This is a genomic window from Streptomyces sp. NBC_01471, from assembly GCF_041438865.1.
In the GTDB taxonomy this organism is placed as follows: domain Bacteria; phylum Actinomycetota; class Actinomycetes; order Streptomycetales; family Streptomycetaceae; genus Streptomyces.
Genome location: NZ_CP109450.1, coordinates 5,007,384 through 5,020,176, shown reverse-complemented (window position 1 = coordinate 5,020,176; position 12,793 = coordinate 5,007,384). Strand labels below are relative to the sequence as shown.

The 12,793-nt window shown below is 65.7% G+C and carries 11 protein-coding genes and 1 other RNA gene; 6 read left to right on the top strand and 6 right to left on the bottom strand.

Going from position 1 to position 12,793, the window contains the following annotated elements:
* The first annotated feature begins 43 nt into the window (after positions 1-43).
* The gene (locus OG285_RS22420; RefSeq protein ID WP_371792009.1) at positions 44-1,435 is read left to right on the top strand and encodes an MFS transporter; all 1,392 of its coding nucleotides are present in this window, start codon (positions 44-46) and stop codon (positions 1,433-1,435) included.
* Here the strand turns inward: OG285_RS22420 and OG285_RS22415 are convergent.
* On the bottom strand, positions 1,432-2,079 hold the full coding sequence (locus OG285_RS22415; RefSeq protein WP_371793586.1) for an SDR family oxidoreductase: 648 nt from the start codon (positions 2,077-2,079) through the stop codon (positions 1,432-1,434). The two genes, OG285_RS22420 and OG285_RS22415, sit on opposite strands and share 4 nt — an antisense overlap.
* A 162-nt stretch (positions 2,080-2,241) precedes the next feature.
* Here OG285_RS22415 and OG285_RS22410 point away from each other — a divergent pair, with 162 nt between their 5' ends.
* From OG285_RS22410 to OG285_RS22390, 5 genes are all read left to right on the top strand, one after another.
* Positions 2,242-2,562, top strand: coding sequence for an ArsR/SmtB family transcription factor (locus OG285_RS22410; protein WP_371792008.1), 321 nt, complete (start codon positions 2,242-2,244; stop codon positions 2,560-2,562).
* A 161-nt stretch (positions 2,563-2,723) separates the two neighbouring features.
* Positions 2,724-3,005, top strand: coding sequence for a hypothetical protein (locus OG285_RS22405; protein WP_371791080.1), 282 nt, complete (start codon positions 2,724-2,726; stop codon positions 3,003-3,005).
* A gap of 5 nt (positions 3,006-3,010) precedes the next feature.
* Positions 3,011-7,348 (top strand): DUF6531 domain-containing protein, encoded by a 4,338-nt coding sequence (locus tag OG285_RS22400; RefSeq protein WP_371792007.1) that lies wholly within the window; start codon positions 3,011-3,013, stop codon positions 7,346-7,348.
* The gene (locus tag OG285_RS22395) at positions 7,348-7,734 is read left to right on the top strand and encodes a hypothetical protein (RefSeq protein ID WP_371792006.1); all 387 of its coding nucleotides are present in this window, start codon (positions 7,348-7,350) and stop codon (positions 7,732-7,734) included. The genes OG285_RS22400 and OG285_RS22395 overlap by 1 nt, the downstream gene beginning before the upstream one ends.
* Positions 7,735-7,824: 90 nt before the next feature.
* A complete protein-coding gene (locus tag OG285_RS22390) occupies positions 7,825-8,490 on the top strand; it encodes a hypothetical protein (RefSeq protein ID WP_371792005.1) in 666 nt (221 codons plus the stop codon).
* 145 nt (positions 8,491-8,635) lie between these two features.
* On the opposite strand, the gene ssrA is transcribed toward OG285_RS22390, so the two are convergent.
* From ssrA to ftsE, 5 genes are all read right to left on the bottom strand, one after another.
* Positions 8,636-9,024, bottom strand: a transfer-messenger RNA (tmRNA) gene (ssrA, locus tag OG285_RS22385).
* A 174-nt stretch (positions 9,025-9,198) separates the two neighbouring features.
* Positions 9,199-9,678 carry an SsrA-binding protein SmpB gene (gene smpB / locus OG285_RS22380; protein WP_266856477.1) on the bottom strand — a complete coding sequence of 160 codons (480 nt, stop codon included), beginning with the start codon at positions 9,676-9,678 and terminating at the stop codon, positions 9,199-9,201.
* A gap of 18 nt (positions 9,679-9,696) precedes the next feature.
* Positions 9,697-10,866, bottom strand: coding sequence for a S41 family peptidase (locus OG285_RS22375; protein ID WP_371792004.1), 1,170 nt, complete (start codon positions 10,864-10,866; stop codon positions 9,697-9,699).
* Between the two features lie 68 nt (positions 10,867-10,934).
* A complete protein-coding gene (ftsX, locus tag OG285_RS22370) occupies positions 10,935-11,855 on the bottom strand; it encodes a permease-like cell division protein FtsX (RefSeq protein ID WP_356836071.1) in 921 nt (306 codons plus the stop codon).
* A 9-nt stretch (positions 11,856-11,864) separates the two neighbouring features.
* Positions 11,865-12,554, bottom strand: coding sequence for a cell division ATP-binding protein FtsE (gene ftsE / locus OG285_RS22365; RefSeq protein WP_164266073.1), 690 nt, complete (start codon positions 12,552-12,554; stop codon positions 11,865-11,867).
* Positions 12,555-12,793 lie beyond the last annotated feature (239 nt).

Below are 12,793 nucleotides of genomic sequence, written 5' to 3'. Positions count from 1 at the left end.
AGGTGTTGGACCGTGCCAGGCGCGGCCCGGAAGGCTGACGCCCATGGAGCCGGAACACGAACACACCCGCACCGCAGCCCGCACCACCAGCCCCAGCCCCACTCCCCCTCCCACCACTTCCATCAGCACCGGCGCCGCAGAGCCCCCTCCCGGCCCGGGTACCGCGGGCGGCGGCCCCCTCGCCCCCTACCGCAGGCTGCTGGCCACCCCGGGCGCCCGCGCCTTCACCGCGGGCAACCTCCTCGCCCGGCTCCCCATGGGGATGTTCAGTGTCAGCGCCGTGATCATGATCGCCGGGTCACGCGGCTCGTACGCGCTCGCCGGGGCCGTCACCGCCACCGGTCTCGCCGCCACCGCGGTCGTCGGCCCGTGGACGGCACGCCTGGTCGACCGTCACGGCCAGTCCAGGGTCGCCGTCCCCGCCACCCTGCTCGCGGCGCTCGGTTCGCTGGCCCTGCTCCTCTGCGTGCGGTACGACGCACCGGACTGGACGCTCTTCGCCGCCTACGCCGCGACCGCCACCACCCCCAACACGGGCGGAATGTCCCGGGCCCGCTGGTCCCATCTGCACCGCGGCGATCCGGACACCCTGCACATCGCCAACTCCTTCGAACAGGCCGTGGACGAGCTCTGCTTCATGCTCGGCCCGGCGGTGGCCGCGTTCCTCTGCTCGTCGCTCTTCCCGGAGGCGGGCACCCTGGTGGGAGCGGTACTCCTGGTCACCGGCGTGCTGATCTTCGCCGCCCAGCGCGCCACGGAACCGCCCCCGGCACCCCGGACGACCGCGACGCGCTCCCCGCTGCGCGCCTCCGGGTTCCCGTCCCTGATCGCCGTCTTCCTCGCGACCGGCGCGGTCTTCGGCGCCATGGAGGTGACCACGATCGCCTTCTCCGATGCGCAGGGGCACCGTTCGGCGGCGGGCGCGGTCCTCGCACTCCAGGCTGCCGGATCGTGCGTCGCGGGCCTGCTGTACGGATCGGCGCGGCCGGCCCGGAACGTACGGCGGCGCCTGCTCGGCTGCCTCGCCGCCATGACCGTACTGATGACGGGCCCGCTCATCGCGGCGGCGGCGACCGGCTCCCTGCTCGCCCTGTCGGCCGCCCTGCTCGTGGCGGGCGCGGCCACCGCGCCGACCATGGTCACCGGCATGACCCTGGTCCAACGCAGCACATCACAGGGCCAGTTGAACGAGGGAATGACACTGGCCGTCACAGCAATCCTGGGCGGCACAGCAGCGGGCTCGGCGACGGCGGGCTGGTTCGTTGAACGTCTGAGCCCCACCACCGGCTACGCGGTTCCCGCCTCGGCGGCAGCCCTCGCGCTCCTGCTGTGCGCGGCCACGTCGGCGTCGTCGAAAACCTCCGGGCCGAAGAACGTCCCGGAAACCGTCCCGGAAACCGTCCCGAAGAACGTCCCGGATTCGGAGAAGACCTAGAGGGAGCGGGCGGCGGAGCCGTCGATGCGGATGCTCTCACCGTTGATGTAGGTGGCGTTGTCGCTGACCAGGAAGGCGGCGAGTTTCCCGACCTCGGCCGTGGTCGCGTAGCGCCCGGCGGGGATACGAGCGAGGAAGTCGGGGTCCTCGGGCCAGCTGTCGACGAAGCCCGGCAGGATGCTGTTCATCCGCAGCCCGGCGGCGGCATAGCGATCCGCGTAGAGCTTGGTGAACGAGCTGAGGGCGGCGCGCAGGCTGGAGTTGAGGGGGATGGCACCCATGGGCTCGAACGCGGTGTACGAGGAGAGATTCTCGATCGCCCCGCGCCCGGCCGCGGTCATGTGCGGGGTGACCAGTCGGGCCATCCGCACGACGCTGAGCAGCACCATGTCCAGGCCCGCGTGCCAGTCCTGGTCGGTGATGTCGAGCAGGTCGCCGTTGGTGGCGTGGCCCGCGCCGTTGACCAGGGCGTCGATGCGGCCGTGCTGCTCCAGGGTGACGTCGACCAGGCGGGCGAGGTCGTCGGGCTCGGTCATCGAGCCCTGGACAGCGCCGGCACCGAGTTCGGCGGCCAGGTCGTGGATGCCGGGGCCCTGGCTGAACAGGGTCAGGCGGTAACCGGCGTCGGCCAGCTCGCGGGCGATGCCTGCCGCGGCCTGCGGCGGTGACGATGGCGACCGGGGGGTGCGTGGGGGTGCTCACAGGGGGTTCACTCTTCCATCAGTCTGTCTGTATGAAAGAAACCGTACAATCGAACTTAGAATCCGGCAATTCGGTCAGTACGAGGAATGTCGTACGCTCGAAGCATGGCCACCTACCACCCCCACCGCGACCAACTGCAACTGCCGGACGTGCTGTCCGCGCTGGGGAACCCGGTGCGGCTGGGCATCCTCTGCGAACTGGCCGCCTCTCCCGGCGAGCGCACCTGCGGCAGCCTGCCCCTGGAGGTCACGAAGGCGACAGCGACCCACCACTGGCGGGTCCTGCGCGAATCCGGCATCACCCGCGAACAGCGCGAGGGCCGCTACAAGGCGGTCACCCTGCGCCGCGAAGACCTCGACACCCGCTTTCCCGGGCTGCTCGACGCCGTACTGAACGCCACTCCGGCGGCAGCCGGGAGCGCATAACGGCGCCTTGCTCGACACGGCACCCGCCTGACCAGTTCTTTACATTTTCCACGCCTGCCCGCGAGCCCCTCCACGTACCTTTGTTGGTTGGCATGTGCACAAGGTCGGTGGGTTGACGGGGGTGGGGTGCTGTGTCGGATTTGGCGAAGGATGCTGTGTCGATGGCGAAGGCGGCGTCGGGGCTGCGTGGGGCGCGGCATCACACGGAGAAGCCGTTGCAGGATTTCACGGCGGCGTCGCATGATCTGTCGGCGTTGGGGGCGTTGGGGTCTTTGCTGAAGGCGACGGGTGATATCCGGGAGGGGATGCATACCCTGTCGGGTCTGACGGCGTCGTTGAATGAGGAGTGGGGTCAGGAGGCCAAGCTCCTGGGTGAGGTGTCGGATGCGTTCGATCTCCTCGATGTGCTGCTGAGTGCCGCTGCGCGTGCGAAGAAGGGCTGAGCGCGGTGGTGGATCTGAATCCGCTGCACTGGATCAGTAAGGCCAACCATGCCTTCGGGGACACGATGGCCAGTGGTCTGGAGTTCCTGGGGATCACTGATCCGGCGGTCGATCCTGATGGGGTCCGGGAGATAGCGAAGCACTGGCGGGCTCTGGCCAAGGGGCTGGAGGACGCTGCTCACGGTGCTGAAGTGGCGATGTCGGGTGTGACGTGGGAGGGCGAGACCGCGAAGGCGTTCTCCAAGCGGGCGCGGACGATGCGCAAGCACGCCACGGACATGGCGCATTCCCTGCGTGGTGGTGCGACGGCGCTCGACGAGTTCGCCGATGAGGCGCATGAGTTGATCACCCAGATCGGGGTGATGGTCGCGGAGATCGCCGAGTTCGAGATCGCCGGCCTGGCCCTGTCGGTGCTGACGGCGGGGATGTCCGAGGTCGCCTCGACCCTGGTGGCGGGTGAGCGTGCGCTGAAGGTCATCGCGTTGGTCACGCGGATCGAGGAGGAAGGCAGCGCACTGGGCGCCACCGTGCGCACGGTGATGGAGGCCGTCCGTAACGTCGAGCGGGCCCTGAAGGCACTGAAGGACATCAAGACCGTCGCGAAGGTCGGGAAACTCGCCGGTGAGGGCATGAAGTTCACCGCCTTCACCACCGCCCTCGAAGACCCCGGCGCATTCAAAGACCCCGGGAAACTCGCGAAACTCCTCACCGAGGGCGCCGTCGCCGGGGTCGGTCTCGGCTTCCTCGGCAAAGCCCTCGGGAAGGGCCTCAAAGCCCTGAAGCCGGGTGAGATGGCCGACCTCGCGAAGGCTCTGAACCTCAACGGGTCAGGGTTGTCCCGCCTGAAGTTGCGGCCCTCGGAGTGGGAGAAGCTTCCCGCCTCGATCCGCGGGATGTTCAAGGAATGCAAACTCGACCCGATCGATGTCGCCACCGGCGACATGCTCCTGCCGCAGACCGACGTCACCCTCCCGGGCACGCTCCCTCTCGTCCTGGAACGGACGCATATCTCGTCCTACCGGTGGGGCGGCTGGTTCGGGCCCTCCTGGGCCTCCACCCTCGACCAGCGTATTCAGGTCGACGACGAGGGAGTCATCTACACCGCCCCCGACGGCGCCCGCCTCACCTACCCCCGCCCCGACCCCGAGACCAACACACCCGTCCACCCGGAAACCGGGTCACGCCTCGCCCTGACCTGGGACACCGAGACCGACGGCGGACTGCGCATCACCGACCCCGACACCGGGCTCGCCCACATCTTCCACACCCCCCAGCCCACCGACGACAACCAAGCCATCGACCTGCCCCTCCAGGCCATCGTCGACCGCAACAACCAGCGCATCACCCTCCACTACACCGACAACGGCACCCCAGTCGAGGTCAGCCACACCGGGGGCTACCGCATCGCCCTCGACCACCACCCCACCCAACCCCGCATCACCGCCCTACGCCTGATCGACCCCCACGCCACGGACTCGCCCGGCACCACACTGCTCTCCTACGGCTACAACGACGAAGGCCACCTCACCGACGTCACCAACTCCTCCGGCCTCCCCCTGCGCTTCACCTACGACACCGACAGCCGCATCACCTCCTGGATCGACCGCAACGACACCACCTATACGTATACGTACGACGCGCAGGGCCGGGTCATCCGCACCCACGGCACCGGCGGCTACCTCTCCGGAACCCTCAGCTACAACGACACCACTCGCACCACCAGCGTCACCAACTCCCTCGGCCACACCAGCCACTACCAGCACAACGACGCCTACCGCCTCATCCGCGAGACCAACCCACTCGGCCACACCACCCACCAACAATGGGACACCGACCACCACCTCACCGCTGTCACCGACCCACTCGGCCACACCACCCGCTATACCTATGACGATCAGGGACGCCTCAAGGGAACCGTGCGCCCGGACGGTCAAGCAACAACGGCTGAGTACAACAGCCTTGGGCTCCCCACCACGATCACAGGGCCGGGCGGCGTCCAATGGAGCCAGGAATATGACGAACGCGGCAACCGAAGCGCTCTGACGGATCCTGCAGGGACCACAACCCGCTATACCCACAACAGAGCGGGTCACCTGACTTCAGTGACGGACGCTCTCAGCCAGACCACCCGAATCCGGTGCAATCCCGCTGGTCTGACCATGGAGATCAGTGACCCACTGGGCGCGAAAACCCGGTATGAACGCCATCCCTTCGGTAACCCGGCATCGATTACGGACCCTCTCGGAAACCGCACCCTCCTCGAATGGACGGTTGAAGGGAACCTGACGCGTCGCACTCTGCCGGATGGCGCTGTTGAGTCCTGGGCGTACGACGGGGAAGGAAACTGCACCAGTCATACCGATGCGATGGGCGGGGTCACTCGGTTCGAATACACAGAGTTCGATCTCATCATGTCTCGCACCGAACCCGATGGCCTCCGCTATGAGTTTTTGCACGACACCGAACTACGCTTGGCCGAGGTCCGCAATCCCCGAGGGTTGGTATGGCAGTACAACTACGATCCGGCTGGGCGTCTACTTTCTGAGTCCGACTTCGACGGCCGTACGCTCCTCTACGGGCATGACCCAACCGGACGCCTGGTCGCGCGCACCAACTCAGCGGGGCAGACCATCCGCTACGAACGAAGCGCACTCGGTCAGATCGCACGCAAGTATGTGGGCGAGACCATCAGCGACTATGTTTACGACATAGCGGGGCAACTCGTACAAGCCGTAAATTCCGATACGACCGTAATCCTGCAGCGCGACAGGGCCGGAAGGCCACTGTCTGAAACAGTCGGCGGGCGGGCTACTCATTACGCGTATGACGACCTGGGCCGTCGCGTAAGCCGTACCACCCCTATCGGAGCCGTCAGTACGTCCCAATATGACGCAGTAGGCCGGCGCATGGAATTGCTTACTGCCGGGCGAACCATTGCTTTCGAACACGACTCCGCAGGACAGGAGTTGTCCCGCCATGTCGGCAAGGCCATCACCTTGGCGAACTCCTTCGACGCGGTGGGACGTTTGACCTCCCAGGCACTGAGTGGCGCGGATGGCAGAAGTATTCAGCGGCGCGCCTATTCCTACCGGTCTGATGACAGCTTGGTTCGCCTCGATGACCAGTTGAACGGCACTCGCCACTTCGATCTCGACCCAGCAGGGCGCGTCACCGCCGTCCGTGCCGATGACTGGAGCGAGCGGTACACGTACGACGCGGCCGGTAATCAGGCGCACGCCGACTGGCCTGCCAGCCACCCCGGTCATGAGGCTGTCGGCCCTCGTTCCTACAACGGCACCAGTATCACCAGTGCCGGCCGTGTCCGCTTCGAGCACGATCCTCAAGGACGTGTCACCCTTCGCCAGAAGACGAGGATGTCGCGCAAGCGTGATACCTGGCGTTACACGTGGGATGCCGAGGATCATCTCACGGGCGTCACGACACCCGATGGAACCCGCTGGCGCTACCTGTATGACGCACTCGGCCGCCGCATCGCCAAGCAGCGACTGGCTGCAGGAAGCGACAACGTCGTCGAGCAAGTGGATTTCACCTGGGACGGCACTGTGCTCTGTGAGCAGACCACCGTTTCAACTGACCGCTCTGAGGCGGTGACTCTGACCTGGGACCACAGTGGACTTCAGCCCGTGGCGCAGACAGAACGCATCAGCGCAGTGGACGCCCGTCAGCAAGTGATCGATTCGCGCTTCTTCGCCATCGTCACGGATCTTGTCGGGGCCCCGAGAGAGTTGGTTGACGAATCGGGGGCGGTTGCCTGGCGCGCGAGGTCCACTCTGTGGGGCAATACCGCCTGGGGTGTCAACAGCACGGCCTACTCGCCCCTCCGGTTTCCGGGGCAGTACTACGATCCGGAGAACGGGCTCCATTACAACTATTTCCGCTACTACGACCCCGAATCGGCGCAGTACCTCAGCCCCGACCCCCTCGGCCTCGCCCCGGACCCCAACCCCACCGCCTACGTCCGCAACCCTCACGTTGGGTCCGATCCTCTAGGACTTGGACCCTGCAAAATACCAGATGAAACCATTGTCCGCACCCCGGAAATCACGGCGCCAAAGCCCCTGAAGCCTCATCAAGCGATGGAAGAGTGGGAACGGTTCCTGGGCGATGGGCCCTACACCGACATCCACCCGCGAAAAGGCGTCCCGGACCCAGACCGCCTCGTTTCGGCAGATGGGCTGCGAAGCATACGATTGGGGTCCCATGAAATGGGAAGTAAGCCAACAAGATTCCACTTCCACAAGGAAACCTGGACATTTATATCACCCACCAACACATGGATCGTGGATAATACAATGGTAAGAGTTCCACTGGGGTTGAAATAATGAGAATTGAAGTAGTCGGCATCCTGGACCTCGAATGCCGATCGGTGGAATTCAGAGGACCGGACGGGGCGGCATGGGGAATTTGGGGGGAAAGAGATGTGCCGGGATCCGGTTTTCATGACGTGGAGATTGATGTGCCTGAGGAGGTCGAAAAGTGGACTCTTGAGGAGGGTGCCACGACGAAAATCCACGGAATTAACACACAATGCAATGGCGTTACCGTTGTTGGGCGGGTCGAGTCAGTTGGCGAGGATGCAGTGATCGCCATCAAAGTTGGCCTCGACATCATTCTGATCGAGATGGCCTCAAATGATTCCATCCCTGAGGCGGGGAGCGTGATTTCTTTCAATACGCCCCAAATCTATTTGCATCCATACCATCTCTGAGATTTTGTCATCCTGCGGCGTCAGGGTGACGCCCATTGTGCGAGGTCTGTAATGAGATAAGGTTCCTGACCGTCACGAAGGGTGCTTAATGTGAATCAACACCTTTGTCCGACATGCGTTATCGATACGGACACCTGCACGGCTCTTCGTGACGTACCGGACGGCCTTTTGGCCGTTTTCTGCCTCGCGTGTGCCGAACGTGGCAGTGGCGTACTCGCCCGACTGGCCGATCCGGAAGATGCAGAGTGGTTCGCCGAGATGCTGGAAGTTGCCTGGCAGGCGCCACTGGGCAACGTATCCGAAGATACCCTCATTGACATCTTGGACCAATTCGAGATGAAATCGGAATCGCTGAACACGGAGGATCCCGACAGCAAGGGGTTCTTCATTGACCAATGCGCAATGCTCATCGTCAACGCGATTGCAGTCCACTTGAATCCCAGTGCAGCGCGGGCCGAAATGTCGGGGCAGACACTTGAGACGATTCTCGGAACTTTTGACTTCATGTTGAGTCGTGTTCAGAGCGTCATCGTCAGGCCCGGCCTTCAGGAGTCTCCGGTTGGACGTCTTCAGCGCCTCGAACAAGAGGCCCAGAACTCGATCGTCGACTCGTTGAAGGAGCTGGCGACCCAGCAGCGCGGGATCGCAGACAGCGACTTCCTGGTGAATATGCGAAACACGTCTTCCCCGGTCCGCGACGAGATGGCTGCCGCCACCGATGAAGTCTCCGACATCGCAGGCTGGGGCGACGTCTGAGTGCTGGATGAACTCGACGGGCTCTTGCGGAGTGCAAGGGGCACGGTGCTTCGCCGCATGGGTCGTGTCTGAGGGTCTCGGTTCACCGGGCGCACAAAAGCCGCCGGCCCGTCGAGGTTCTCGACGGGCCGGCGGCTACATGGGGTGGTGGAGATGGCGGGAATCGAACCCGCGTCCAACGGTGCAGAACCAGGGCTTCTCCGAGCGCAGTTCGCTGCGATTTTCTCGGCCCCGGAGATCTCGCGAACAAGTCTCCGACAGGCCCAGTCACTGTTTGATTTCCCACCGATCCCCGTGACCGGGACCGGTGGTTTAGTTCCCTAGCTTATGCCAGGATCCGGGTCGGGAACTTCCCCGGGCTGACACCCATTTAGGGTCCTTCAGTCACTGCTTATTAGGCAGCGAGAGCGAAGGACTGGGAATCGCGCTTAGAATTGGCGATTATTTTTTGCGACATATGGTTTACGAGATCATTGCCGCTTCCTCGGCTCGCTTCACCTGCTTCAACAGCCGCTGTCGAAACCGATCATCCCCATGTTGTTTTTTCAAGGTGGTACCGCGCCCCGTGGGGTGCAGTGCCATCGTACGTGACCAACGTGCGACGGTGCCACTGTATTCCCCGCAGGTCGCCATGGCCCCGCAGGCGGCCCACAGACCCGCCCGTCCCCTCATCAGGGACGGCCTCAGGGACGGCGTCAGGGAACGGCGTCAGGCGCGCTGCTTCCTGCGGACCGCCGAGACCGCCCGGTCCGTCTCGCGGCGGTCCTGCTTCTCACGCAGGGTCTGCCGCTTGTCGTACTCCTTCTTGCCCTTCGCCAGCGCGATCTCGACCTTGGCCCTGCCGTCCTTGAAGTACAGCGCCAGGGGCACGATCGTGTGCCCCGACTCCTGTGCCTTCGACTCCAGCTTGTCGATCTCCATGCGGTGCATCAGCAGCTTCCGCTTCCGCCGCGCGCTGTGGTTGGTCCAGGTGCCCTGGGTGTACTCGGGTACGTGGACGTTGTGCAGCCACGCCTCGTGGTTGTCGATCTGGACGAAGCCGTCGACCAGGGACGCCCGGCCCATCCGCAGCGACTTCACCTCGGTCCCGGTCAGGACGAGACCGCACTCGTACGTGTCGAGGATGAGGTAGTCGTGCCGTGCCTTTTTGTGCTGGGCGATCATTTTCCGCCCGGTTTCCTTAGCCATAGTGCGTCCATTTTCGCACTAAGCCCCTCCCCCGAGGCCACTCAATACTGTCTCGGCTCTCGACTCGGCCCGATCGCCCGCCGTCACGTCCGGTGAGATGCCCCGTCCGTCGACGCTGCGGCCCGCGGGAGTCCGGTAGTGGCCCACGGTCAGCTCCGCCACGGATCCGCCCGGCAGCGCGCTCGGCATCTGCACCGAGCCCTTGCCGAAGGTGCGGGAACCGACCGTGACCGCCCGGCCACGGTCCTGGAGAGCGCCCGTGAGCAGCTCCGCCGCGCTCATCGTGCCGCCGTCGATCAGGACGACCAGCGGCCGGCCGGTGTCGCCGCCCCGCCGCGCGTACAGGGCGTGCTGGACGCCGTGCACGTCGTACGTGGCGACCAGACCGCCGTCCAGTAACGCGGAGGCCGCCGTGGTGGCCTCCGCGACCAGGCCGCCGCTGTTGCCCCGGAGGTCCAGCAGGATGCCGCCGCCCGCGGGAGCGGCCCGGACGGCCTCGCGCACCCGGGCGCCCGAGCCCTTGGTGAAGGCGGTGACCGTGATCCTGGTCGCCCGGCCGGGCAGCCGCGCCACGGTGACCGGGTCGGTGGTGAGCCTGGCCCTGCGCAGGGTCCTCGTGACGGTGTCACCGCCGCGCCGTACGCCCACGACCACCGGCGTACCCGGCACGGACGCGGTGTCGCCGCCGCGCAGCTGCGAGAGGACGTCGGTCACCGGCCGGGTGCCGACCTGGCGGCCGTCGATCGTACGGAGCAGGTCGCCGGCCCGGAGGCCGGCCCGCGCCGCCGGGCCGCCCGGCTGGACCCTGGCCACCTCGATCCGGCCGTCACGACCGCGCCTGGCCCACAGCCCCACGCCGGTGTACTCGCCGTCGAGTGCGTCCTCGAACTGCTCGTAGCCGGTCCGGTCGTAGACAGCGCCCCAGCGGTCGCCGCTGCGGCTGACGACGCCCTCGGCCGCCTTCGTACCGGACTTGCCGTCGGCGACCGCGTCCGAGGCCGCCCTGGCGAGCTCGGCGCCGTCAACGGTGGCCGGGGCACTGCGAGTACGGGCCGGGCGCGGCGTCCGCTCGTCACCCGGCAGCGAGTTGGTGGCCGCAGCCGTGGCGAGCACACTCGCGAAGACCAACGTCAGAACCGCCCCGCGGCGAAGGCTGCGGGGCGGCGCGTCGAATTCCGGGCCTGACATGGCGACCACTGTAGACCGACGCCCGTGCGCCGTACGGGGCGTTCACCCCACGGCGCACGGGGCGTGTCTCACACCTTCAGGTACTTGCGCAACGCGAAGAGCGCGGCGAGCGCGGGCATCAGCAGCCCGATCGCCAGTACCAGCGGCAGTTTCGACAGGACCGCGTCCCAGCCGATGAAGTCGATCAGGTTCAGCTTCTCGTGCAGGGAGAGGCCGTGGTCGATCAGGAAGTAGCGGCCGACGAGCAGCATCCCGCAGGCCACAAGTCCGCCCAGCAGACCGGCGAACGCGGCCTCCATGATGAACGGCATCTGGATGTAGAAGCTGGACGCGCCCACCAGACGCATGATCCCGGTCTCGCGTCTGCGGCTGAACGCCGATACGCGCACGGTGTTCACGATCAGCATCAGCGCGATCACCAGCATCAGGGCCATCACACAGAGGGCGGCCACGTTCATCCCGTTGAGGAGCGCGAAGAGGTTCTCCAGGATGCCGCGCTGGTCCTGGACGGTCATCACGCCGTCCCGGCCGGCGAACGCCGTGGCGATCACCTTGTACTTGGTGGGGTCCTTGAGCTTGACGCGGAACGACGACTGGAGCTGGTCCGGGGTGATGGAGCCCGTCATCGGGGCGCCCTTGAACTCCTGCTGATAGTGCTTGTACGCCTCGTCGGTGCTCTCGTAACTGACCTTCTGGACCAGGTCGGTCATCTTGTTCAGATCGGTCTCGATCGACTTCTTCTGCTCCTCGGTCACCGGACCCTTGGCGCACTTCGGGGTGGATTCCACATCACCCTTGGAGCAGAGGAAGATCGAGACGTTGACCTTGTCGTACCAGTAGCCCTTCATCGTGTTCACCTGGTCCCGCATGAGCAGCGAGCCACCGAACAGGGCGAGGGACAGGGCGACGGAGACGATGACCGCGAAGGTCATCGTGAGATTGCGGCGGAGACCCACGCCGATCTCCGACAGGACGAACTGGGCGCGCATGGCGTCCTTTCAGTGCTGGTAGCCGTAGACGCCGCGCGACTGGTCGCGTACGAGACGGCCCTTCTCAAGTTCGATGACGCGCTTGCGCATCTGGTCGACGATCTGCTGGTCGTGGGTTGCCATCACCACAGTGGTTCCGGTCCGGTTGATCCGGTCCAGCAGCTTCATGATGCCGACGGAAGTCTGCGGGTCGAGGTTTCCGGTCGGCTCGTCCGCGATCAGCAGCATGGGGCGGTTGACGAAGGCCCGCGCGATGGCGACGCGCTGCTGCTCACCCCCGGAGAGCTCACCGGGCATCCGGTCCTCCTTGCCGCCGAGGCCGACCAGGTCGAGGACCTGGGGCACGGCCTTGCGGATCTCACCGCGCGGCTTGCCGATGACCTCCTGCGCGAACGCGACGTTCTCCGCGACGGTCTTGTTGGGCAGCAGGCGGAAGTCCTGGAAGACCGTGCCGAGCTGGCGGCGCATCTGCGGCACCTTCCAGTTCGACAGGCGCGCGAGGTCCTTGCCGAGGACGTGCACCATGCCGTGGCTGGTGCGCTCCTCGCGCAGGACGAGCCTCAGAAAAGTCGACTTGCCTGAACCGGAGGAACCCACCAGGAAGACGAACTCCCCCTTCTCGATCTCAAGGGAGACATCCCGCAGGGCGGGGCGGTTCTGCTTGGGGTAGGTCTTGGAGACGTTGTCGAATCGGATCACGAGTGCACCACGTCGGCCGGGAATAGGTGAGCGTGACATTACGCGAAGCCGGAGTGCGCCCGCATGCAGCATCCGTCGATGCGTGGTATGTCCCCGTTGGCCCCGGGTACGGACCGGGCGGAATCCGGCGGCGCGCGCCGAAACGCGCCGGAGCTGGCACAGTGGTAAGGGGAACAGTTGCGGTTCGCCGGGCGTTGTCGGGAGTGATGGCGCGTGGAACGGCTCCGCCGCACGGGAGG